Consider the following 22919-nt stretch of genomic DNA (forward strand, 5'->3'; position numbering starts at 1 on the left):
GGGCACCGCGCCCGCCCGGGCCGCCCGGCCCGCCCGACCGGAAGGACACCATGCGGCTCGTCATCGCCGAGGACTCCGCCATCCTGCGCGACGGTCTCGTCGCGCTCGTCACCCGCCGCGGCCACGAGGTCGCGGCGGCGGTCGCGGACGGCGACGAGCTCGTCGCGCAGGTCGCGCGGCTCGCGGCGCAGGACGCGCTGCCGGACGTCGCCGTCGTCGACATCCGCATGCCCCCGACGTTCACGGACGAGGGGCTGCGCGCCGCCCTCGCGCTGCGCGCGGCGCACCCCGATCTCGGGGTGCTGCTGTTCTCCCAGTACGTCGAGACGCGGTTCGCGAGCGAGCTGCTCACGGGCGGGGCGCGCGGCGTCGGCTACCTCCTCAAGGACCGGGTCGCGGACGTCGGCGAGTTCGTCGACGCGCTCACGCGCATCGCCGCGGGCCAGACCGTCCTCGACCCGGAGGTCGTCAGCCAGCTCATGGGCGCGTCGCGGTCCGACGACGGTCTCGCGCGCCTCACGCCGCGCGAGACCGAGGTGCTCGAGCTCATGGCGCAGGGCCGGTCGAACTCCGCCATCGCGGAGGCCCTGTTCCTCTCGTACGGCGCGGTCGAGAAGAACGTCACCTCGATCTTCGGCAAGCTCGGGCTGCCGCAGGACGCCGGCGACCACCGCCGCGTCCTCGCGGTCCTGCGCTACCTCAAGGTCTGAGCGGCTCACGGCCTGAGCAGCGGGGGACAACCCCCCGGAACCTCGGTGGACGACCGCGACGCGGTCGGGGGACCGTCCCGTACCGGGACGAACGGGATGTTTCGAGACTGGTGAGCACCGGGAGACCTCCCGGGCCCGCCGACCGAGGAGCATCCCGTGGCCGTCCTGTCGCCACCCCCCGCCCGACCCCGCGCGTCGTCGCCCGCCCTCCCGGCCGCGCGCCGGACCCGGGACGGCGGCCCGCTCGCCCCGCGCCCGGACCGGCCCGGTGCATCAGCCGCGGCGGGTGAGGGACCGCGCCGCCCGTCGCGCGACGTGTTCGTCGACGCCGTGCGCGCCGTCGCGACCCTGAGCGTCCTCACGGTGCACTGGCTCATGGCGGACGCGACGTGGGACGGCGAGCAGCTCCGGATCGGGAACGCGCTCGCGCACGGCGCCGGGTGGGCCGTGACGTGGGTGCTCCAGGTGCTCGCCCTGCTGTTCTTCGCGGCGGGCGCGTCGGCGGCGTACGGGCTGCGACGCGCCGACGGCCCTGGTGGGACCGCGGCCCGGGGCCGGGTCGTGACCCGCCCGAGCGCCGTCGCCGACCTGGCCGACGGCGTCCGCCTCGCGGGCGCCCGGCTGCCGCGCCTGCTGCGGCCGGTGGCCGTCTTCGTCGGGGCGTGGGTGGTCGCCGTCGGCGTCCTGCTGGCCGTCGGGCTCCCCGCCGACGCCGTCCGCTCGCTCGCGACGCTCGCGCCGCAGCTCCTGTGGTTCCTCGCGGTCTACCTCGGCCTCGTCGTGCTCACGCCGCTCCTGCGTCGCGCGCTGCACGCCGCCGGCTGGTGGGCCGTCGCCGGGCTCGCCGCGGCCCCGCTCGCGGTCGAGGCCCTGCGGTTCGGCGCCGGGCTCGAGCGGCTCGCGCTCGTCAACGTGGTGCTCGTGTGGGCCGTGCCGTACGCGGTCGGGCTCCTCTACGCCGACGCCCGCTCGGGCCTGCGGGTCGTGCGCCGGGGCCGCGTCGTCCCCGTCGCCGTCGTGCCGCGGCCCCGCGTGCTCGTGGCCGTCGGGCTCGCCGCGGCGGCCCTCGCCGCCCTGCTCGTCGCCGTCGGGCCCTACCCGGTCTCGCTCATCGGCATGCCGGGCGACGCGATGTCCAACCTGGGGCCGCCGACCGCGCCCGTCGTGCTGCACGCCGTCGCGCTCGTCGCGCTCGCGCTCGCCGCGCGGGGACCGCTCGCGCGCTGGGCCGACGGCCGGGGGCGGTCCGTCGTGCGCGGTCTCGCGCGACGCTCGATGACCGTGTACCTGTGGCACCTCACCGCGATGGTGGTCGTGGTCGGGGTCGTCCTCGTGGTGCTCGGGCAGGAGCTCCCGGCCGTGGGCGGCGCCGACTGGTGGGCGAGCCGGCCCGTGTGGTTCGGCGCGTTCGCCCTCGTGCTCGCCGGGATCGCGCGCGTCGTCGGGCGGTTCGAGGACGCCCCGACGGGGCGCCGCGCGCGTCAGCGCGTCGGGTCGGGCACCGAGTAGGGGAGCCGGTGGAGCAGCTCGGCCTGCTCGCGCGCGGCGGCCTGCGCGCGGTGGGCCGTCGCGCGGTCCCGGTCGCGGCGCTCGGTGAGCACGGCGAGCAGGAACGTCTCGGGGTGGGTGCCGGGCGGCGGGCCCGGCGCGACGTACCGCTCCACCTGCCCCGCGAGCTCCTGGCCGAGCCGCGCGCGCGACGCCGGGTGCAGGCGGTCGGCGCGCCCGAGGAACTGCCGGGCGGCCAGCGCGAGGCCGTCCGGCAGCCGGCGCATGTCCGCGTGCGCGGCCCACGCGGCGAGGTAGGGCGGCATCGCGAGCGGGGCGAGCGTCGGTCGTCCGCCCCGCACCCGGATCGCGTACGTGCCCGCCGCCATGTCGCCGAGCCGCTTGCCCTTGTCGTTCGTCAGCGACGCGACGAGCGCGACGGAGCCGAACGTCAGCCAGATCTCGCCGACCCCGACGAGAGCGCGCAGGAACGCGTGCCGGAACCGGACCGGGCCGCCGTCGTCGCGCACGACCCGGATGCCGAGCGCGAGCTTGCCGAGCGAGCGGCCGCGCGAGAGCGTCTCGACTGTCGTCGGGATGACGACCATGACGAGGACCGAGAACGCGATGAGGATCGCGGTGACCAGGTCGAGCTCGAGCGAGCCCAGCGAGGCGCCGAGCACGAAGAGCGTCGCGACGAAGAACACGAGCACGACGAGCAGGTCGAGCGCGAGCGCCAGCCCGCGCGTCACGAACGACGCCGGTCGCGCGTCCAGGACCACGCCCTCGCCGATCACGATGCCCTCGCGCACGCCCGCTCCCGTCCTCGCCGTCGCGGGCCCTGCCCGCCGGTCGGTCGGCGCACCGGCGGCACGCCCCGTGTGGCAGGGTATCGGTCGTGGACCTCGACGCCTTCACCGACGTGCACGGCGCGGAGTGGGACCGCCTCGACGCGCTCGTCCGCCGCCGCACGCTCGACGGCGCGGAGGCCGACGAGCTCGTCCGGCTCTACCAGGCCGTCGCGACGCACCTGTCGACCGTGCGCTCCGTCGCGCCGGACCCGGTGCTCATCTCGCGCCTGTCCGTGCTCCTCGGGCGCGCCCGCACGCGCATCGCGGGGGCGCACGAGCCCGCGTGGCGCGACGTCGTGCGGTTCCTCACGGTGTCCCTCCCGGCCGCGCTCTACCGGATCCGGTGGTGGTCGGTCGGCGTGACCGCCGCGTGCCTCCTCGTCGCGCTCGTCGCGGGCGTCTGGGTCGCGACCACGCCCGAGGGCCTCGCCTCCATGGGCCCGCCCAGCGTCCAGGAGGAGTACGTGAACGACGCGTTCGCGTCCTACTACGACCCGGGCGTCGACTTCGCCGCCGTCGTGTGGACGAACAACGCGCGGATCGCGGCCTTCTGCGTGGGCCTCGGGATCACGGGGGTGTTCCCCGCGTGGGTCCTGTTCCAGAACGCGGTCGGCATCGGCTCGATCGGCGGCATGATGGCCGCGCACGGCGAGCTCGCGCTCTTCCTCCAGCTCATCGCGCCCCACGGGCTGCTCGAGCTCATGTCGATCTTCGTCGCCGGCGCCGCCGGGCTGCGGATCTTCTGGGCGTGGATCGACCCCGGCCCCCTGCCCCGCTCGCGCGCCCTCGCGCAGGAGGGCCGGGCGCTCGTCACCGTCGCGATCGGCCTCGCGATCGCGCTCGCGGTCTCCGGCGTCATCGAGGGCTTCGTCACCGGGTCGGAGCTGCCGTGGTGGCTCAAGATCGTGATCGGGGCGGTCGCGCTCGCGGCGTTCTGGGTCTACACGATCGTGCTCGGCCGCCGCGCGGTCCGGGCCGGGGAGACGGGCGACCTCACGGCCGACCACGCGGGCGACACCGCGCCCGTCGCGGCCTGACCCGCGACGCCTCAGCCGTCGACGACGACGCGCGCCCGCGCGTCCGGCCACCCGCACCGCACCCAGTCCTCGGCGCGCGCGACGACCTCGTCGCGCACCGCGGGGTCGCGGAGGCGGTCGGCGAGGCTCGGCGCCTCGCCGCCGGGCGCGCCGGGGCCGCTCCGTGCGCGCAGCGGCCGCACCTCGACGTGCACGACGACGTCCGTCCCGTCGACCGGGCGCGTCCCGTCGGCCGGGTCCGCCGCTCGGGCGCTGCGCGCCGCCGGTGCCGCCGGGCGGGCCGTCCAGGCGCCGGCGACGCGGCCGTCGACGAGGACCGCCGCCGCGACCTGACCGTTGACGCTCACGACGCTCGTGACCGGCAGGTCCCCGAGGACGCGCGTGCGGTCGTCGTGGGACAGGAGCAGGTTGTCGAAGTCGCCCGCGAGGACCACGGGCACGGGCTCGTCGCCCGGCGGGCGGGGCGCGTCGGGCAGGTCGAGGATCTCGGTGCCGGCCGGGCCGGTGAACGTCACGAGCTCGGGCCGCAGCACGTCGACCGCGGCGCGCAGCCGGGTCAGGCCCGCCCAGCGCTGGGCGTCGGCCACCGACGCCGGGCCGAACGCCGCGAGGTACCGGCGCACGAGCCGCACGCGCGCCGCGAGCGTCGCGTCCGCGTCCGTGCCGTGCGCGACGGCGTCGAGGGCGTCGTCGGCCCGACCGAGCCAGGCCTGCGCCGTCGTCCAGGTGGTCGTCGTGCCCGCGCCGCTCGCGCCCCACAGGCCGCGGGGCGGGACCTGCACGAGCGGGAGGAGGCAGCGCGCCGCGTACGCGAGGTGCTTGGGGTCGACGTCGGGCCAGCGCTCCGCGAGGCGCCGCCCCAGCTCGACCGACGTCAGCGGCTCCTCGAGCAGGTCGCGCGCCGCGCGCTCGAGGTCGTCGAGGTCGACGTGCGCGAGGGCGGTCCCGTGCTGGTTCCGCGACCGCAGGTAGGTCGCCAGGCCGGGGCGGGCGAGCGCCGTCAGCTCGAGCGCGTCGTCGGCCGCGACGAGGTGCACCGTGCCGCGCAGCGTCGCGACGCGCACCACCTGGCGGTCGAGCAGGCGGCCGCCCAGGTCGTCCGGCGCGAAGCCCGCCAGGCGCGACCAGAGCGCCGGGTACGGCGACGACGGGACCTGCGACTGCAGGCCGACGAGGTGGCGCACCTCGTCCAGCACGGTCGCGTCGCGCGGTGCCGCGAGGTGCTGGCGCGCGAGCAGCGCCCGGTTGAGGTCGTCGTGGCTCAGCCGCGGCCCGAACCGCTCGTCGGCCATCGGCCCGTCAGGACAGGACGATCGCGAGCGCCGGGACGAGGAACGTCGCGAGCAGCGCCACCACGACGATGATCGCGACGCGACGGTTGCGCCGGACGCGCTGCCGGGGATCGGTCGGCTGCCAGGCCACGGGAGTCTCCTGAGGTCGGGATGGACGTGCTGAACGACCCTACCTCTCGCCTCCCGCAGCAGGTCGTCGGGAGGTCGGGAGGTGGGGCGCCTCGGGCGGCCCCGGGGTCGGCTCCTGCGGGACCGTGGCTCTCCCTCGCGCGGCGACCGTCTCGGGCGCGGTGGGCGGGCGCGGTGCTCAGAGGCGGCCGGCCGCCTTGAGCGCGAGGTAGGTGTCGGCGAGCCGGGGGGCGAGGTCGTCGGGGAGGGCGTCGACGACCTCGACGCCGCGCTGGCGCAGGACCGTCGTCACGGCGGCGCGCTCGATCTCGCCGCGCGCGGCGGCCGCGGCGTCGTACACCTCGGCGGTCCCGGTGCGGTCGTCGCGCAGGGCGGCGACCTCGGGGTCGCCCGCCGCGGCGAGCACGACCTGGTGCTTGGCCGTGAGCTGCCCGACGACGGGCAGCAGGCCGGACTCGACGGCGGCGGCGTCGAGCGTCGACAGGAGCACGACGAGCGCGCGCTGCGACAGGCGCTCGTGGACGGTGCCGACGAGGCCGGGCCAGTCGGTCTCGAGGAGCGCGGGCTCGAGCGGCGCGAGGGCGTCCGCCATGGCGGGCATGAGGCGCGGCCCGGCGGCCCCTGCGACGCGCGAGCGCACGGTGCGGTCGTAGGCGACGAGCTCGACGCGGTCCCCGGCGCGCCCCGCGAGGGCGGCCAGCAGGAGCGCCGCCTCGATGCTCGCGTCGAGGCGCGGCGCGTCCCCGACGCGCGCCGCGGACGTGCGGGACGTGTCGACGACGATGAGCACGCGGCGGTCGCGCTCGGGCCGCCACGTGCGCACGACCATGTCCCGGCCGCGCGCCGACGCGCGCCAGTCGATCGAGCGGACGTCGTCGCCGAGCACGTACTCGCGCAGCGAGTCGAACTCGGTGCCCTCGCCGCGCACCTGCACCGCGGCGCGCCCGTCCATCTCGCGCAGGCGCGCGAGGCGGCTCGGGAGGTGGCGTCGCGACGCGAACTCGGGGAGCACGCGCAGCCGCCCGGGCACGGGGATCGACGCCTGGCGTGCGGCGAGCCGCAGCGGGCCGAACGAGCGGATCGTCACGCGGTCCGCGACGCGCTCGCCGCGGCGCGTCGGGACGAGCACGGTCGTCACGCGCGTCGCCTCGCCGGGCGGCAGGTCGACGGCGTGCCGGTTGACCTGCGTCCCCGCGGACGGCGGCCACGCGTCGCGCACGAGCGCGCGCAACCGCCGCGGGGCGAGGTTCGTCAGCGTGAGCCGGGACGCCGTCGCGTCGGTGAGCCGCACGGAGCCCGCGACGCGCCGCTCGATCGCGACGCGCCGCGGGGACGCCGCGAGGGCCGCGTCGAGCGCGCACAGCGCGACGACGAGCAGCGTCCACACGAGCACCGTCCCCGGCACGGGGACGAGCAGCACAGGGACGATCCCGAGCGCCGCCAGCACGACGGCGCGCCACGTCAGGGCCACGAGCGACGCCTCAGCGGGGGACGGGGACGGACGCGAGCACGGTGTCGAGCACGCTCTCGGCCGTCACGCCCTCCAGCTCGGCCTCGGGCCGCAGCTGCACGCGGTGGCGCAGCGTGGGGTGCGCGAGGGCCTTGACGTCGTCCGGCGTCACGTAGGAGCGGCCCGAGAGCCACGCCCACGCGCGCGACGTGGCGAGCAGCGCCGTCGCGCCGCGCGGGGACACGCCGAGGGACAGCGAGGGGGAGTGGCGCGTCGCGCGGCACACGTCGACGGCGTAGCCGAGCACCTCGCGCGCGACCTGGACGCGTGCGACCTCCGCGCGGGCGCGGTCGAGCACGTCGCGCCCGGCGACGGCGCGCACCCCGGCGCCCGCGAGGTCGCGCGGGTTGAAGCCGGCGGCGTGCCGCGCGAGCACCTCGACCTCCTGCTCGCGCTCCGGCAGCGGCAGCACGACCTTGAGCAGGAAGCGGTCGAGCTGCGCCTCGGGCAGCGGGTACGTGCCCTCGTACTCGACGGGGTTCTGCGTCGCGATGACGAGGAAGGGGTCGGGCAGCGGGCGCGGCGTCCCGTCGACCGAGACCTGCCGCTCCTCCATGGCCTCCAGGAGCGACGCCTGGGTCTTGGGGGGCGTGCGGTTGATCTCGTCGGCGAGCAGCAGGTTCGTGAAGACCGGCCCCTCGCGGAACGAGAACTCGGCGGTCCGCGCGTCGTACACGAGCGAGCCCGTGACGTCGCCGGGCATGAGGTCGGGCGTGAACTGCACGCGCTTCGTGCCGAGGTCGAGCGACGCGGCGAGCGTGCGCACGAGCAGCGTCTTGGCGACGCCGGGCACGCCCTCGAGCAGCACGTGGCCCTTGCAGAGCAGCGCGATGAGCAGGCTCGTCACGGCGCCGTCCTGCCCGACGACGGCCTTGCCGACCTCGCTGCGGACGGCGGCGAGCGCCTGCCGCAGCTCGGGCGACGGCGCGGGCGGGGCGTCGTGCACCGGTGCGGGGGTCGGCGCGGCGGGCGCGTGGCCCTGGCCGTACGGCGTCTGCGGGGCGGGTGCCTGCGGTCCGGGCCGGTGCGCGGGCTGGCCGGCGGCCGCGCTCACGCGGTCGGCGACGCCCGGGTCCTGGGCGGGCGGCGCGTAGCGGTCGGGCTGCGGCACGGAGCCGTCGGGGTGGTGCGTCACGAGTGGTAGACCTCGCTCTCGATCCGGTCAAGGTGACGCGCGAGCTCGAGCAGCGCCGCGTCGTCGGCGGGTGGTGGTCCGTACAGGAGCTGGGCGACCTGGTCGCCCGGCCGACCCGTCGCGCGGGCGACGGCGTCGACGACGGTGGGGGCGTCGGCCGAGCGGGGCAGGCCGAGGCGGTGCGCGAGGCGGTCGGCGGCGCTCGCGCGCAGCCCCGCGGCGGCGTGGCCGCGCGCCCCGGCGCGCCGGTAGAGGCGGCCGCGGCCGCGCGTCGTCTCGGCGGCGCGCACGACGACCGGCAGGTCCTCGGTGACGAGAGGGCCGAGCCGGCGGCCGCGCCACAGCACGACCACGAGCAGCACGACGAGCGCCTGGAGGGCGACGACGCCGAACCACGGCGGCAGGGACAGGCCGGGGGTCGTGCTCCCGTCGTCGGCGAGCGACGTGTCGAACGGGTCGGGCACGAGCCACACGAGACGGTCGTGCGCGCCGAGCGTCCAGAGCGCGAGCGCGGCGTTGCCGTCCTCGGTGACCGAGTCGTTGCGCAGGACGGCGGGCGTGTCCACCGCGCGCACCGTGCGCCCGTCGGCCTCGTGCACGAGGTAGGCGCCCAGGGACGGGTCGTCGGGGGAGGGGAAGCAGAGGACGGTCGCGTCGTCGAGCGCGACGAAGCCGACGCCGTCGGAGCGCATCGAGCCCGCGGCCTGCGCGGCCGGGTCCGCGCAGCGCGCCGGTCGTGCCGACCCGCCGGAGCCCCAGGCGTACGCGAGCTCCGCGCCGCCGTCGGTCGCGGCGGCGAGCAGGTGGTCGGGCGGCGCGACGAGCACGAGGTCCGTGGGGGTCCCGACGAGCGCGTCCACCTGCTCGTCGAGCAGGTAGTCGCCCTGCGCGACGAGGAGCGTGCCGCCCTCCTCGGCGGCGCGCACCGCGTCGGCGACCGTGCGCACGTAGGTGACCTCGACGCCCTGGTCGCCCAGCACCTGCGCGACCGCGCGCGCCCCGGCAGGGCCCGGGTTGTCGGGTGCGAGCGGTGTGGCCGACGTCGCGGGCCGCGCGAGCGCCGTCAGCCCGGCGAGCAGCAGCAGCGCGCCGACGACGGCGACGGGCCAGCGCGCCCGGCGCCAGCGGCTGCGTGCCCGCGAGCGGGCGGTCGTGCCGTCGCCGACGACGGGCACGTAGGCGGTCGTCACGGCTCGCGGGTCGCCCGACGCGCCCGCGGAGGGCGCCGCACCGGGCGGGACGGAGGACGTCGTCGGGGCGCTCATGCGCCGTCACCGGGCGCGGACGCGGCGAGCTCCGCACGGAGTGCGGGGCGCGTCGCGAGCGTCCGCTCGTCGAGCGCGCGCAGGAAGGCGTCCGCCTCGGGGCCGACGGTCACGGCGCCGTACGCGACGTCGTCGAACAGGTGCGCGCCGCGCTCGAGCCCGTCGGCGACGTCGGGCAGGCGCTCGCCCGCCGTCCGCGCGGCCTCCCACGCGGTCCGTCCGGGACGCGGGTCGAGGACCGCGCGCTCCTCCAGCGAGCGAACGACGCCGCGGAAGCGTTCGAGCGCGGCGGTCGCCCAGTCGGCGCGCGCCGCGGCGGCGTCGGCCGCGGCCCGCATCTCGGCCGCGGTGCGCGCGTCGTCGTCGAGCACGACCACCGAGGCCTTCGCCCGGCGCGACAGGCGCACCGGACCGGCGACCCAGTAGGCCACCGCCGCGACCAGGGCGACCGCCACGACGACGACCACCGCCGTCAGCGGGCCGCCGAGGTCGAGCGTGGGCGCGCCGTCGAACAGTCCCTGGAGCCACTCGAGGAACCGCTGCAGGAGCGACGGGTCCGTGCGGTACTCCGGCCCGGCGAGCTCGCCGACGAGCCACCGCCGGGCCTCGTCGGCGCCGGGCTGCACGGGCACGTCGGCCGCGAGCGACCGCACGGTCATGCGGGCGGCTGCTCGCTCGCCGCCGCGGCGAGCTCGACGTCCAGGCCCTCGCGGCGCATGCGCACGTCGATGTAGAGCAGGGCGACGATGCAGCCCAGGAAGACCGAGGTGAGGATCATCGAGAGCGCGACGCCGATCGCCTGCACGAGGTGGTACAGGAAGGTCTGGCCCGCCATGAGCAGGAACGACGCGGCGAGGCTCGCGGGGTACGCGACGATGCCGGAGACGAAGCTCATCGCCACGAGGGCGAGCAGGTAGATGCCGAACAGGCGCCAGAAGCTGCCGCGGGTGAGCAGCCACGCCCGCTTGACGGTCCGCCAGAACGGCTGCCCCTCCAGCGCCAGGGCGGGAGGCACGAGGCCGGTCCGCGTCCCGACCCAGACGAGGAGCACGGGCCAGGCGAGCAGGGCGACGACGATGAGGAACGCGCCGAGCCCCTCGGAGACCGCGAAGCCCGCGACGACGAGGAGCGTGGCCAGGCCGAGCGCCACGGACGCGGCCAGGCCGGTCAGCAGGGGGAACGCGATGAGGAACCACGTGCGCCGTCCGACCTGGGACCAGACCTCGCCGACGCCGGCCTTGCGCCCGATCGCGGACTGGCCGACGGAGACCGTGAGGAGACCCGCGATGATCGGCGCGGCGAAGAACGTGGTCACCTGGATGCCGAGGGAGCTCGCGAGCGTCGTGGCGAAGCTCTCGTCGAAGCCGGGGAAGGTGGCCTCGTCCAGCATGACGTCGAAGTACTGGGCGACGTAGCCGGAGAACGCCCAGCCCAGGAAGGTGCCGAGCAGCGTCGCCACCACGACGACGAGCGCGCTCATGCCGAGCACGACCCGGGGGTTGTGGCGGATCGCGCCGAACGCGCCGTCGAAGATCTCGCCGAGCGACAGCGGGCGCAGCGGGATGATGCCGGGCTTCGCCGCGGCCGGCGCGTAGGGCGCGCCCGCGAGGCCGGGCGGCGGGCCGTAGCCCGGTGCGCCGTACTGCTGCTGCCCGTACTGGCCCTGCCCGAACTGCTGCTGGCCGTAACCGGGCTGCTGGCCGTAACCCGGCTGCTGACCGTAGCCGGGCTGGCCGTACCCCGGCTGCTGCTGGCCGTAGCCGGGCTGCTGGCCGTAGCCCGGCTGGCCGTACCCCGGCTGTCCCGGTGCGGCGCCGGGCGCACCCCACGCGCCGGGTGCGGGCGGCTGGTCCGTCGGCGGGTGCTGACCGGGCTCCTGGCCGGGCGCGTACTGGCCGTACCGCGGCTGGGGCGTCGACGAGCCGGGCGCACCGTAGCCGGGGGCGCCGTACGAGGGCGCGCCCCAGCCGCTCGCGTCGCCGCCCGGACCGGGCGCGGCGGGCGGCGTGGGGCCGGGGGCCGCCGTCGGGTCGGGCGTGGCACCGTCCGGCGTGCCGGAGGTGTCGGGTGTGCTCATGTGCTCGTGGTCCCCCGCGATCGGCTCGGGCGTCGGTCCAGGCCGCCGGGCGAGGATCGGCAACGGCGGCGAGGCCACCCTAGTACGCGGCCCTGCGCGGCGGCCGACCGGCTCGCGCCGCCGGGTGCGCCCCGCCCGCGGGTTCACCCTCGCCGCGGGGCCCGGCCGCCCCGACGTCGGGCCCGTCGATGGCAAGATGTCCGCATGAAGGTTCGTGTGCTCGTGGTGGACGACGACACCGCCCTGGCCGAGATGATCGGCATCGTCCTGCGCTCCGAGGGCTTCGAACCGGTGTTCTGCGCGGACGGCGACCTCGCGCTCGAGACGTTCCGCACCACGCAGCCGGACCTGGTCCTGCTCGACCTCATGCTCCCGGGCAAGGACGGCACGGAGGTGTGCCGCCTCATCCGGGCGGAGTCGGGCGTCCCGATCATCATGCTCACCGCGAAGAGCGACACGGTCGACGTCGTGCTCGGCCTGGAGTCGGGTGCCGACGACTACATCTCCAAGCCGTTCAAGCCCAAGGAGCTCGTCGCCCGCATCCGGGCGCGCCTGCGCCGCACGGAGGAGCCCGCCCCCGAGCACCTGTCCATCGGCGACGTCGAGATCGACGTCACGGGGCACCGCGTGTCGCGCGGCGGCGAGCAGGTGTCCCTGACCCCGCTCGAGTTCGACCTCCTCGTCGCGCTCGCGCGCAAGCCGTGGCAGGTCTTCACGCGCGAGGTGCTCCTCGAGAAGGTCTGGGGCTACCGGCACGCGGCGGACACGCGCCTCGTCAACGTCCACGTGCAGCGCCTGCGCTCGAAGATCGAGCACGACCCGGAGAACCCGGAGATCGTCCTCACCGTGCGCGGCGTCGGCTACAAGGCGGGCGCGACCCGCACGTGAGCACGACGGCCGGCTCCGCCGACGGGCGCGGGCGAGGGCTCTGGCGCCGCGTCCGGCGCCGGGCGCGCGCGACCGTCCGCCGCGTGGTGTGGCGCTGGCGCTCGTCGATGCAGCTCCGTGTCGTCACGTCGGCGCTCGTCGTCGGCGTGCTGACCGTCGGGGCGCTCGGCGCCTACCTCACCGACGCCATGCGCGACGGCCTCTACGAGCGGCGTGCCGCCGAGCTCGACCAGGAGAGCGCCCAGTCCACGCAGCAGGCGCGCCGCACGCTCGACGCGTCGCCCGCGTCGACGCCGACCGAGGCCCAGTCGCTCCTCTTCGACCTCTTCTCCATGCTCCAGACCACCGGGTCGTCGCGCGACGTCTTCCTCTGGCAGTCCGGCGGGTCGGGCACGGTCGGCTTCCTCGACCAGTCGACCGACCAGCAGCTCGACGGCCTCGTGTCGCCCGAGATGCGCGCGGCGACCGTCGCGGCGGACGGCGAGCAGTACCTCCAGTCGGTGGCGATCCCGGTCGACCCGGCGCACCCGGAGTCGTCGGGGGTGGTGCCCGGCATCGTCGTGGGCTCGACCGTCGAGGTGCCGGTCGCGGGCACGTACGAGCTCTACTACCTCTACGACCTCGAGGCCGACCAGGAGACGCTGCGCTTCCTCCAGTCGGTCCTGCTCGTGGGGGCCCTCGTGCTGCTCGCCCTGCTCGTCGGCATCACGGCGCTCGTCACGCGCCAGGCGGTGCTCCCGGTGCGCCAGGCCGCGAGCGTCGCGGAACGGCTCGCGGACGGCCGCCTCGACGAGCGGCTCCCGGTCAAGGGCCACGACGAGATGGCGTCCCTCGCGCACTCGTTCAACGAGATGGCCCAGAGCCTCCAGGAGCAGATCGGGCGCATGGAGGAGCTGTCGATGCTCCAGCGCCGGTTCGTCTCGGACGTGTCCCACGAGCTGCGCACGCCGCTCACCACGATCCGCATGGCCTCCGAGGTGCTGTACGCGTCGCGCGAGGACTTCGACCCGGTCTCGCGACGCTCGACCGAGCTCCTGCAGGCCCAGCTCGACCGGTTCGAGGACCTGCTCGCCGACCTGCTCGAGATCAGCCGGTTCGACGCCGGCGCCGCGGTCCTCGACGCCGAGCGGCGCGACCTGCGCGACGTGGTGAACGCCGCCGTCGACCACGCCGCCCCGCTCGCCGAGCGCAAGGGCGTGTGGCTGTCGGTCCACCTCGGCGACGAGCCCGTCACGGCCGACATCGACCCGCGGCGGGTCGAGCGCATCGTGCGCAACCTCGTCGTCAACGCGATCGAGCACGCCGAGGAGCGGCCGGTCGAGATCACGGTCGACGGCGACGGGCACGCCGTCGCGGTGACGGTCCGCGACCACGGGGTCGGGATGACGACCGACGAGGTCCAGCACGTGTTCGACCGCTTCTGGCGCGCGGACCCCGCTCGCGCCCGCACGACCGGCGGCACCGGCCTCGGGCTCGCGATCTCCCTGGAGGACGCGCACCTGCACGGCGGGTGGCTCGAGGCGTGGGGCCGCCCCGGCCGGGGCGCGAGCTTCCGGCTCACGCTCCCGCGGCGCGCCGGGATCCGGCTCCAGTCGTCTCCCCTGCCGCTCGTCTCCGAGGCGGCCACCGGCCGCGGGCTGCCCGCGGAGTGGAGCGTGCGGACGCCGGTCGTCGAGGACGTCGAGGGCACGGCGGGCCCCGCCGACCTGCCGTCCGTCACGGGCGGCATCCCCGTCGTCATCCCGCGCGACCACGCGCCCCAGCCCGGCCGGGCGACGGTGCCCGGCTCCGGCGGCGGTCCGGCCGCCGGCCCCGACGACGTCCAGGAGGGGCGATGACCACGACGGGGACCGTGCGGCGTCCGACCGCGGGGCAGGCGGACCTGCGGCGCCGGGTCGGGCGCGCGCTCGCGGCCGGGCTCGCGGCCGTGGGGGTCGCCGCCCTCGCGGCGTGCGCCTCGATCCCCACGTCCGGGCCCGTGGTCGAGGGCGAGGCGACGCCGGAGGACCCGGGCCAGCCGTTCGTCAGCGCCGCGTCGCCCCGCCGCGACGCCTCGCCGGACCAGATCGTCCGCGGTTTCCTGGCCGCCCAGGCCCAGGGCGCGCGCGGCTCGTTCGACGTCGCGTCCGAGTTCCTCACGCGCGACGCGCAGGACGACTGGTCGCCCGTCTCCCAGGTCGCGATCCTCGAGGACGTGCCGCAGCTCGACGTCGACGAGGCCGCGATCGAGGGCGGCACGACGACGGTCCGCGCCACCGCCGACGTCGTGGGCACCGTCGACGAGCGCGGCGTCTACACGGAGCAGGCGCCCGGCCGGACCACCGAGGTCTCCTACGGCCTCGTCCGCGACGCCGACGACCAGTGGCGCATCGACGTGGTCGACGACGGGCTGACGATCACGGCCACGAACTTCGCCCGCACCTTCAAGCAGGCCAACCTCTACTTCCCGACCCTCGACCGGGCCTACCTCGTGCCCGACGCCCGCTGGTTCCCGAGCCGGAACTGGCAGGCGCTCGCGGTCCGCGAGACGCTGCGCGGCCCGGCGGACTGGCTCGCGGGGTCCGTCGCGACGGTCGCGCCCGAGGGGACCTCGCTGAGCATCGACTCCGTGCCCCCGGTGGAGGGCAGGGTCGCGGTGCCCCTCACCGACCCGGTGACCGCGGCGTCGCCGGCCGACCGCGCGATGCTCATCGCGCAGCTCCAGGCCTCGCTCGGCGTGCCCGTCGACATCACGGTGGGCGTCGGTGGCTCGGAGCTCTCGGCCGACGACGTCCCGACCATCGGCGTCGCCACCACGCCCGACGAGCCGGTCGTGCTCTCGGGCGACCAGGTCATGAGCCTGGAGGGGCGCACGACGCGGGCGGTGACGTCGGCCGCCCCCCTAGCCGGGCTCCAGCCCACCGCGCTCGCCTTCCGCGGCCGGGCCGACGACGCCACGTACGTCGTGCGGGACGGCGCCGCGCGGCTCGTCACGGCGCCGACGGCCGAGGCCGGGCCCGTCACGCTCCTCACGGGGACGAGCCTCGTCGCGCCGTCGATCGACCGGTTCCAGTATGTGTGGAGCGGCCCGCAGGTGCAGGCAGGGTCGTTGCAGGTCGTGGACCTGCGGGAGGCGGGCAGCGACGCTGCGGTGTCCGAGGTGGCCGCGCCGTGGCTCGACGGGCGCACCGTGATGTCGCTGCGGGTCGCGCCCGACGGCGCCCGGGTGGCCGTCGTCAGCGACTCGGGATCCGGGGCGCAGGTCCACGTCGCGGGCATCGTCCGCGACGAGACCGGCCGGCCGACCCAGCTCTCCGCACCGGTCCGGGTCGGGCAGCCGATCGCCGCCGCGACACAGGTGACGTGGGTCGACCGCACGCTCCTCGGGGTCCTCGGCCGGGCGTCCGGGGAGTCCGAGGTCGTCGTCCAGCGGGTGCCCGTCGGGGGACCGACGCTCGCCGCCTCGCCCGTCGAGGGCGCCGTCTCGCTCGCGTCGGCCACGGGCGTCGGCACCACGCTCGTCGGGACGAGCGACAGCAGCCTGTACGCCGCGGGCACGTCGAGCCTCTGGACCAAGATCGCCACCGAGGTCCGGTTGCCCACGTACCCCGGCTGAGACGCCGCGCGCCCGGCGGCGCGAGGCGCGCCGGGCGACCACAGGCTCCCGGACGGCGCGGGTCGGGAGCCAGCGGCGCGTGCGTCGTCCACAGGTGGCCGGTCCGCCGGTGCCGGACGCTCGCGCCACCGGGCACGCTGGCCCGGTGCTCCTCGCCGCCCTCGACGACGTCGCCCGCCTCGTCCTGCCCGTCGCGTGCCCCGGCTGCGACGCGTCCGACGTCCGGTGGTGCGAGCCCTGCCTCGCGCCGCTGCGCGCCCCGCTCCGGCGGCGCGAACGTGGCGCGCCCCGCCTCGACCGGCTCGACGGCGTCGCGCCCCTGCCGGTGTGGGCGCCGGCGGCGTACACGGGGCCCGTGCGCGGCGTCGTCGTCGCCTGGAAGGACCGCGGTAGGGCGGACCTCGACCGGCCGCTCGCGGACGCCGCGTGGCGCGCGGGCACCGCGCTGGGGCCGGTGCTCGGAGCCGTGCTCGGGCCGGGGCGTGGTCCCGCGCTCGGGTCTGGGGTCGGGGCGGTCCTGGGGGAGGGGTCCCGGGGGTGCCCGGTGCTCGTCGTCCCGGCTCCGACGACGCGGGCCGCGCGTCGCGCCCGCGGGCGCGACCCCGTCGCCCTGCTCGCGCGTGCGGTCGCCGCCGGCCTCGACGCCTCGGGGACCCCCGCCCGGAGCGCCGCGCTCCTCGTGCATCGCGGGCGCGCCCGGGACCAGGTCGGGCTCGGCTCGCGGGCGCGCGGGGCCCGGCTCGGCACGGTCGCCGTCGCCCCCGGGAAACTCCTCGGGGCCGGTGCCGGAGGGCTCGTCCGACCGCTCGTCGGACCGTCCGCCGGAGCGCGTCGAGGACCGCCCGGGCGGCGCCCGTCGACCGGTGCGCCAGCACCGGTCGTGGCGTGCCTCCTCGTCGACGACGTCGTCACCACGGGAGCGACCCTCGCCGCGTGCGAGAGGGCGCTGACCAGCGCGGGCGCTCTCGTGCTGGGCGCCGTCGCGCTCGCCGCGACCCCGTCGCCGGGCGAACGACGGCGGTCCGCCGGGCAGCCTCCGTGAGGTGCGCGCCGCGGGGGCCGAAGGTCCCCTCGTTCACCTCCCGTTGGTGCTGCCGACACCCCGGACCCGGGGTTAGGCTGAGGGCCAGTCGCCGCGGACGACGGACGTGCAGGACACGTGCGCCGCCGCGCGAGCGTACCGAGCGCGCGGCCCTGCGCCGCAAGGAGGTGGTAGCCCACCGCACCCGGCAGCGGGTGCTCCTACCGAATCCGAACGAGGCGCCCGGACGCACCGGGCCGGGCGTCGCACTAGATCCTCGCGGAGGCTCACATGGAGATCGTCGTCGTCGGCAGGCACACGGAAGTGGCAGACCGCTTCCGCCGGCACGTGGAGGACAAGCTCGCCAAGGTCCAGCAGCTCGCGCCCACGGCGCAGCGCGTGGACGTCGAGGTCACCCACGAGAACAACCCGAGGCTCTCGGGGGTCCGCGAACGCGTCGAGCTCACCGTGCGGGCCAAGGGACCCGTCGTCCGCGCCGAGGCCGCGGCCGACGACCGGTTCGGCGCCCTCGACCTCGCGATGGACAAGCTCGCGGAACGGCTCCGCCGCGCCCGCGACCGTCGCAAGGACCACCGCAACCACACCGTCGTGCCGCCCGTCGACGTGCGTCCCTACGACCCGGCCACGCACGAGGCACCCCCGCCGCCGGCGCCGACCGCGCCGACCGCGCCCGGGGAGGCCGTCGAGACGACGCTCGGCGACTCGCCCGTCGTCATCCGGCAGAAGCTGCACACCGCGGAGCCCATGACGGTCGACGACGCGCTGTACGAGATGGAGATGGTCGGCCACGACTTCTTCCTCTTCGTCGACATCGAGACGTCGCGCCCGTCCGTCGCCTACCGCCGCCGCGGCTGGACGTACGGCGTCGTCGCGCTCGACACGTCCTGCGACTGCGCCGACGCCTCGGTCGAGAAGAGCGCCTGACCGCACCCGACGCGCCCGGACCCTCGAGGGTCCGGGCGCGTCGTGCTGTCCGGACCCGTCGTCCGCTGACCGACCCCGCCGCCCGCCGCCCGCCGTCCGCCGTCCGCCGCCGACCAGGCGATCCCGGTCGGCCGAGCAGGTGGTCGTGGCGGGTCCGGCGGCCGGGACGCGCCAGGACCGCCTGCTCGGCGGGGGCGGGTCGGCGTGTGGGTGGGGGCGGGCAGGATCGGAGGGTGGTCGCCACGCCGTCGAGGTCCGAGTCGATGTCCCTGTCCCAGGCGCGCCGTGTCGCGCTCGCCGCGCAAGGGCTGCACCGGGAGCGCCCGGACGTCGCCGCGCGTGCCGGGTCCGGGGGGCGCGCCCCGACGATGCGGCAGGTCCAGGGGGTCATCGACCGCCTGGGGCTCCTCCAGATCGACTCGGTCAACGTGCTCGCGCGGGCGCACCTCATGCCGCTGTACGCGCGGCTCGGCCCGTACGACACGGCGCTGCTCGACCGCGCGGCGGGCCGTGCGCCGCGTCGGCTCGTGGAGACGTGGGCGCACGTCGCGTCCTACGTGCCGCCCAGCACGTGGCCGCTGCTCGAGTGGCGCCGCCGCCGGTACCGCACGGAGGCGTGGGGCACGATCAGCGCGGTCGAGATGAGCCACTCCGAGGCGGTCCAGGACGTGCGGCGGCTCGTCACGGAGCGCGGCCCGATCACGGCGAGCGAGGTGCACGAGATCCTCGAGGCCGAGGGGCGGGCGCACCCGCGCGACCGCTCGCAGTGGGGGTGGAACTGGACGGTCGCGAAGCGCGCGCTCGAGTTCCTCTTCTTCACGGGGGAGATCACGTCCGCGCGCCGCAACGGCGCGTTCGAGCGCTGCTACGACCTCACGGAGCGCGTGCTCCCGCCGGAGGTCGTCGCGGCGCCGCCGGTCGCGGACGCCGACGCCGTCCGGGCGCTGCTCGAGATCGGCGCCCGCGCGCACGGCGTCGGGACGCTGCGCTGCTTCCGCGACTACTTCCGGCTCAAGGGGCCCGCGGTACGGACGGCGCTCGACGAGCTCGTCGAGGCGGGCACCCTGCGCCCGGTGACCGTGCGGGGGTGGGACGAGCCGACCTACCTGCACGCGGACGCGGCGCTCCCGCGGCGCGCGACGGGGACGACGCTGCTCAACCCGTTCGACCCGCTCGTGTTCGAGCGGACGCGCCTCGAGCGGTTGTTCGACGTGCACTACCGGATCGAGATCTACGTGCCCGCGGCGAAGCGGGTCCACGGCTATTACGTCCTGCCCTTCCTCGAGGGCGAGGTGCTCACCGCGCGCGTCGACCTCAAGGCCGACCGTCGGGCCGGGGTGCTGCGCGTGCAGTCGGCGCACCGCGAGCAGGCGGCCGGGCCGCAGACGGCGGCGCGCCTCGCCGCCGAGCTGCACGTGCTGGGCCGGTGGCTGGGGGTGCCGGAGGTCGACGTCGCCCCGGTGGGGGACCTGGCGCCCGCGCTCGCCGCCGAGGTCGCGGCGCACTGACGTCGTCGCTGCCGTCGTCGCTGGCGGCGCCGCCGCCGCGGTCGTCCCGACCGCCGCGTCGGCGGTGGACGAGGCGCCCGGCCCGGGTGGCCCTCGCCGTAGGCTGGCGGACGACGTCGCGGGGGAGAGGTTCGTCGTCGGCGAAACCCGGACGGGACCGGCGCGGCCCCGACTCCCCTACGATGTTGTGTGACGTTGCCGACGTCCGCTGCCGTGCGCGCCCGCGCGGCAGAGCGTCGGCTCTGCTCCCGGACCACCCGGCCCGGGCACCGATCGATACGGGAGTCCTGCGTGCCTTCGATCCTCGACAAGGTCCTTCGCATCGGCGAGGGCCGGATCCTCAAGAAGCTGTCCGGCATCGCCGACCAGGTGAACAAGCTCGAGCCCGGCTTCGAGGATCTCACCGACGAGGAGCTGCGGGAGGAGACCGACCGCTTCAAGGCGCGCCTCGAGGCGGGCGAGACCCTCGACGACCTGCTCCCCGAGGCGTTCGCCGCGGTGCGCGAGGCGTCGCGGCGCACGCTCGGCCAGCGGCACTTCGACGTCCAGCTCATGGGCGGCGCGGCGCTGCACCTCGGCAACATCGCCGAGATGAAGACCGGTGAGGGCAAGACCCTCGTCGCGACGACGGCCGCGTACCTCAACGCGCTCGAGGGCAAGGGCGTCCACGTCGTCACGGTGAACGACTACCTGGCGAAGTACCAGTCCGAGCTCATGGGCCGCGTGTACCGCTTCCTGGGCCTGTCGACCGGCGTCATCCTGTCCGGCCAGACGCCGGCGCAGCGGCGCGAGCAGTACGCCGCCGACATCACGTACGGGACGAACAACGAGTTCGGCTTCGACTACCTGCGCGACAACATGGCGTGGTCCACGGACGACCTCGTGCAGCGCGGCCACAACTTCGCGATCGTCGACGAGGTCGACTCGATCCTCATCGACGAGGCGCGCACGCCGCTCATCATCTCGGGCCCGGCCTCGGGCGACACGAACCGCTGGTTCGGTGAGTTCGCCAAGGTCGTGCGCCGTCTCAACCCCGGGACGGACTACGAGGTCGACGAGAAGAAGCGCACCGTCGGCGTGCTCGAGCCCGGCATCGAGAAGGTCGAGGACTACCTCGGCATCGACAACCTGTACGAGTCGCTCAACACGCCGCTCATCGGGTTCCTCAACAACGCCATCAAGGCGAAGGAGCTCTTCAAGCGCGACAAGGACTACGTCGTGCTCAACGGCGAGGTCATGATCGTCGACGAGCACACGGGCCGCATCCTGCCCGGCCGCCGGTACAACGAGGGCATGCACCAGGCCATCGAGGCCAAGGAGGGCGTGCAGATCAAGGCGGAGAACCAGACGCTCGCCACGATCACGCTCCAGAACTACTTCCGCCTGTACTCCAAGCTCGCGGGCATGACCGGTACCGCCGACACCGAGGCGGCGGAGTTCCAGGGCACCTACAAGCTCGGCGTCGTGCCGATCCCGACGAACCGCCCGATGCAGCGCGTCGACCAGCCCGACCTCGTCTACAAGAACGAGGAGGGCAAGTTCGACGCCGTCGTCGCGGACATCGTCGAGCGCCACGCGCAGGGCCAGCCGGTGCTCGTCGGCACGACGAGCGTCGAGAAGTCGGAGCTCCTGTCGTCCAAGCTGAAGAAGCAGGGCGTGCCGCACGAGGTCCTCAACGCGAAGCAGCACGAGCGCGAGGCGGCGATCGTCGCGCTCGCGGGCCGCAAGGGCGCCGTGACGGTCGCGACGAACATGGCCGGCCGCGGTACGGACATCATGCTCGGCGGCAACGCCGAGTTCATGGCGGTCGCGGACCTCGCGGCGCGCGGCCTGGACGCGGCGGAGAACCCGGAGGAGTACGAGGCCGCCTGGCCCGACGCCCTGGAGAAGGCGAAGGCCGCGGTCGCCGCGGAGCACGACGAGGTCCGCGAGCTCGGCGGTCTCTACGTCCTCGGCACGGAGCGGCACGAGTCGCGCCGTATCGACAACCAGCTCCGTGGTCGTTCCGGCCGTCAGGGCGACCCGGGCGAGTCCCGGTTCTACCTGTCGATGCAGGACGACCTCATGCGTCTGTTCAACTCGACGCTCGCCGAGTCGATGATGAACCGCGCCGGGTTCCCCGACGACGTGCCGCTCGAGTCGAAGATGGTCACGCGCGGCATCGCGAGCGCGCAGGGCCAGGTCGAGTCGCGCAACTTCGAGATCCGCAAGAACGTCCTCAAGTACGACGACGTCCTGTCGCGCCAGCGCACCGTTATCTACGACGAGCGCCGCCGCGTGCTCGAGGGCGAGGACCTGCAGGAGCAGGTGCAGCACTTCCTCACCGACGTGGTCACCGCGTACGTCGAGGGTGCGACGACCGAGGGCAACCCGGAGAGCTGGGACCTCGAGGGGCTGTGGACCGCGCTCAAGGCGGTGTTCCCCATCTCCATCACGGTGGACGAGGTCGTGGAGCAGGCCGGCGGCGAGACGCGTCTCACGAGCGAGATGCTGCTCGAGGAGATCCTCTCGGACGCCCGCATCGCCTACCAGAACCGCGAGGAGCAGCTCGGCGCGGCGAACATGCGCCAGCTCGAGCGTCGCGTGACGCTCTCGGTCCTCGACCGCAAGTGGCGCGAGCACCTCTACGAGATGGACTACCTCAAGGAGGGCATCGGGCTGCGCGCGATGGCGCAGCGCGACCCGCTGGTCGAGTACCAGCGCGAGGGCTTCCAGCTCTTCCAGGCGATGACCGAGGCCATCAAGGAGGAGACGGTCGGGTACCTGTTCAACCTCGAGGTCAAGGTCGCCGAGCCGGGCGCGGCCACGGGCCAGGCGCCGGCGATCTCCGTCGCGGGTGCGGCGCAGGCCGCGCAGTCGGCCGCGGGCCAGGCGCTCGGCGGGGCGGCGGGTGCCGCGTCGGCGGGTGCGGCGGCCGGTCTCGCGGCGGCGGCGCAGCGCGACGCGGCTCCGACGCAGGACGCGCCCGTCGACGGCGCCCCCGTCGCGGACGAGCCGGTCGAGGACGCCTCCGCGGAGGACGCGCCCGTCGAGGACGCGCCGGTCGCGCCGGAGCCGGTGGCGGCACGTGCGGGGGCCGAGGGCCCGGGCGGCGACCGCCCTGGCACGCTCATCGCGAAGGGCCTCGACGGCCCCGACCGCCAGGTCCCGCTGTCGTACACCGCCCCGAGCGAGGACGGCACGGGCCAGGCCGTCGTGTCCGGCGACGCGGGCCGACGCTCGCGCCGCGCGCTGCACAGCGAGGCGACGGCGGTCGAGAGCGACGGCCGGACCTTCCCGGGCACGCCCCGCAACGCGCAGTGCCCGTGCGGCTCCGGCAAGAAGTACAAGGTCTGCCACGGCCAGAACGAGGCCTGACCGGTGCCCGTCCGCCGGGCACCCTGACGACGACGGCGAGGCGTCCACCTGCGGGGGGGCCTCGCCGTCGTCGTGCCCAGCCAGGGAAGGGAGTCGGGCCCGGGAAGGGCG

Annotated in this window: 18 protein-coding genes; 10 read left to right on the plus strand and 8 right to left on the minus strand. The window is 76.0% G+C overall.

What is annotated here, in order from left to right:
- The first annotated feature begins 50 nt into the window (after positions 1 to 50).
- Both MT994_RS16880 and MT994_RS16885 read left to right on the plus strand, forming a co-directional pair.
- On the plus strand, positions 51 to 710 hold the full coding sequence (locus MT994_RS16880; RefSeq protein ID WP_034651737.1) for a response regulator transcription factor: 660 nt from the start codon (positions 51 to 53) through the stop codon (positions 708 to 710).
- Positions 711 to 866: 156 nt separating this feature from the next.
- Positions 867 to 2219, plus strand: coding sequence for an acyltransferase family protein (locus MT994_RS16885; protein ID WP_354807185.1), 1353 nt, complete (start codon positions 867 to 869; stop codon positions 2217 to 2219).
- On the opposite strand, the gene MT994_RS16890 is transcribed toward MT994_RS16885, so the two are convergent.
- Positions 2192 to 3010, minus strand: a complete 819-nt coding sequence (locus MT994_RS16890; RefSeq protein WP_034654446.1) for an RDD family protein — start codon at positions 3008 to 3010, stop codon at positions 2192 to 2194. The two genes, MT994_RS16885 and MT994_RS16890, sit on opposite strands and share 28 nt — an antisense overlap.
- A gap of 86 nt (positions 3011 to 3096) precedes the next feature.
- Here MT994_RS16890 and MT994_RS16895 point away from each other — a divergent pair, with 86 nt between their 5' ends.
- Positions 3097 to 4086, plus strand: a complete 990-nt coding sequence (locus MT994_RS16895; protein WP_137281191.1) for a stage II sporulation protein M — start codon at positions 3097 to 3099, stop codon at positions 4084 to 4086.
- Between the two features lie 11 nt (positions 4087 to 4097).
- On the opposite strand, the gene MT994_RS16900 is transcribed toward MT994_RS16895, so the two are convergent.
- The 7 genes from MT994_RS16900 to MT994_RS16930 form a co-directional block, all read right to left on the minus strand.
- Positions 4098 to 5378 carry a winged helix DNA-binding domain-containing protein gene (locus MT994_RS16900; protein WP_354807187.1) on the minus strand — a complete coding sequence of 427 codons (1281 nt, stop codon included), beginning with the start codon at positions 5376 to 5378 and terminating at the stop codon, positions 4098 to 4100.
- A 7-nt stretch (positions 5379 to 5385) separates the two neighbouring features.
- Complete coding sequence (locus MT994_RS16905) at positions 5386 to 5508, minus strand: hypothetical protein (RefSeq protein WP_255179365.1); 123 nt, start codon at positions 5506 to 5508, stop codon at positions 5386 to 5388.
- Between the two features lie 177 nt (positions 5509 to 5685).
- Positions 5686 to 6978: a DUF58 domain-containing protein gene (locus MT994_RS16910; protein WP_163188282.1), complete on the minus strand. Its 1293-nt coding sequence runs from the start codon at positions 6976 to 6978 to the stop codon at positions 5686 to 5688.
- A 10-nt stretch (positions 6979 to 6988) separates the two neighbouring features.
- Positions 6989 to 7963, minus strand: coding sequence for a MoxR family ATPase (locus tag MT994_RS16915; RefSeq protein WP_034656053.1), 975 nt, complete (start codon positions 7961 to 7963; stop codon positions 6989 to 6991).
- Positions 7964 to 8148: 185 nt separating this feature from the next.
- On the minus strand, positions 8149 to 9417 hold the full coding sequence (locus MT994_RS16920) for a DUF4350 domain-containing protein (RefSeq protein WP_354807189.1): 1269 nt from the start codon (positions 9415 to 9417) through the stop codon (positions 8149 to 8151).
- Complete coding sequence (locus tag MT994_RS16925; protein WP_085387532.1) at positions 9414 to 10076, minus strand: DUF4129 domain-containing protein; 663 nt, start codon at positions 10074 to 10076, stop codon at positions 9414 to 9416. Before MT994_RS16925 ends, MT994_RS16920 begins: the two co-directional genes overlap by 4 nt.
- Positions 10073 to 11494, minus strand: a complete 1422-nt coding sequence (locus MT994_RS16930) for a hypothetical protein (RefSeq protein ID WP_354807190.1) — start codon at positions 11492 to 11494, stop codon at positions 10073 to 10075. Before MT994_RS16930 ends, MT994_RS16925 begins: the two co-directional genes overlap by 4 nt.
- A 204-nt stretch (positions 11495 to 11698) precedes the next feature.
- Between MT994_RS16930 and mtrA the strand changes: the two genes are divergently transcribed.
- From mtrA to secA, 7 genes are all read left to right on the plus strand, one after another.
- Positions 11699 to 12382, plus strand: a complete 684-nt coding sequence (gene mtrA, locus MT994_RS16935) for an MtrAB system response regulator MtrA (protein ID WP_034655451.1) — start codon at positions 11699 to 11701, stop codon at positions 12380 to 12382.
- Positions 12379 to 14220, plus strand: coding sequence for an MtrAB system histidine kinase MtrB (gene mtrB, locus MT994_RS16940; protein ID WP_354807192.1), 1842 nt, complete (start codon positions 12379 to 12381; stop codon positions 14218 to 14220). The genes mtrA and mtrB overlap by 4 nt, the downstream gene beginning before the upstream one ends.
- The gene (locus tag MT994_RS16945) at positions 14217 to 15977 is read left to right on the plus strand and encodes an LpqB family beta-propeller domain-containing protein (protein ID WP_354807194.1); all 1761 of its coding nucleotides are present in this window, start codon (positions 14217 to 14219) and stop codon (positions 15975 to 15977) included. The genes mtrB and MT994_RS16945 overlap by 4 nt, the downstream gene beginning before the upstream one ends.
- Positions 15978 to 16122: 145 nt before the next feature.
- Positions 16123 to 17019 carry a ComF family protein gene (locus MT994_RS16950; protein ID WP_354807195.1) on the plus strand — a complete coding sequence of 299 codons (897 nt, stop codon included), beginning with the start codon at positions 16123 to 16125 and terminating at the stop codon, positions 17017 to 17019.
- A 270-nt stretch (positions 17020 to 17289) separates the two neighbouring features.
- Entirely contained in the window at positions 17290 to 17943 is a 654-nt protein-coding gene (raiA, locus tag MT994_RS16955) for a ribosome-associated translation inhibitor RaiA (RefSeq protein WP_021482087.1), read from the plus strand.
- A 263-nt stretch (positions 17944 to 18206) separates the two neighbouring features.
- Positions 18207 to 19451: a crosslink repair DNA glycosylase YcaQ family protein gene (locus tag MT994_RS16960; RefSeq protein WP_354807197.1), complete on the plus strand. Its 1245-nt coding sequence runs from the start codon at positions 18207 to 18209 to the stop codon at positions 19449 to 19451.
- A gap of 291 nt (positions 19452 to 19742) precedes the next feature.
- A complete protein-coding gene (secA, locus tag MT994_RS16965; protein ID WP_354807198.1) occupies positions 19743 to 22808 on the plus strand; it encodes a preprotein translocase subunit SecA in 3066 nt (1021 codons plus the stop codon).
- Positions 22809 to 22919: the final 111 nt, after the last annotated feature.

The sequence above is a fragment of the Cellulosimicrobium sp. MI9406 genome (assembly GCF_040595865.1).
GTDB classification, from domain to species: Bacteria; Actinomycetota; Actinomycetes; order Actinomycetales; family Cellulomonadaceae; genus Cellulosimicrobium; species Cellulosimicrobium funkei.

What these genes read in the sequence shown, in the direction of transcription:
- MT994_RS16880 (WP_034651737.1), top strand. Translation starts at nt 51, where the DNA reads ATGCGGCTCGTCATCGCCGAGGACTCCGCCATCCTGCGCGACGGTCTC.
- MT994_RS16900 (WP_354807187.1), bottom strand. Translation starts at nt 5,378, where the DNA reads ATGGCCGACGAGCGGTTCGGGCCGCGGCTGAGCCACGACGACCTCAAC.
- MT994_RS16920 (WP_354807189.1), bottom strand. Translation starts at nt 9,417, where the DNA reads ATGAGCGCCCCGACGACGTCCTCCGTCCCGCCCGGTGCGGCGCCCTCC.
- MT994_RS16925 (WP_085387532.1), bottom strand. Translation starts at nt 10,076, where the DNA reads ATGACCGTGCGGTCGCTCGCGGCCGACGTGCCCGTGCAGCCCGGCGCC.
- MT994_RS16930 (WP_354807190.1), bottom strand. Translation starts at nt 11,494, where the DNA reads ATGAGCACACCCGACACCTCCGGCACGCCGGACGGTGCCACGCCCGAC.
- mtrA (WP_034655451.1), top strand. Translation starts at nt 11,699, where the DNA reads ATGAAGGTTCGTGTGCTCGTGGTGGACGACGACACCGCCCTGGCCGAG.
- MT994_RS16945 (WP_354807194.1), top strand. Translation starts at nt 14,217, where the DNA reads ATGACCACGACGGGGACCGTGCGGCGTCCGACCGCGGGGCAGGCGGAC.
- raiA (WP_021482087.1), top strand. Translation starts at nt 17,290, where the DNA reads ATGGAGATCGTCGTCGTCGGCAGGCACACGGAAGTGGCAGACCGCTTC.
- MT994_RS16960 (WP_354807197.1), top strand. Translation starts at nt 18,207, where the DNA reads ATGTCCCTGTCCCAGGCGCGCCGTGTCGCGCTCGCCGCGCAAGGGCTG.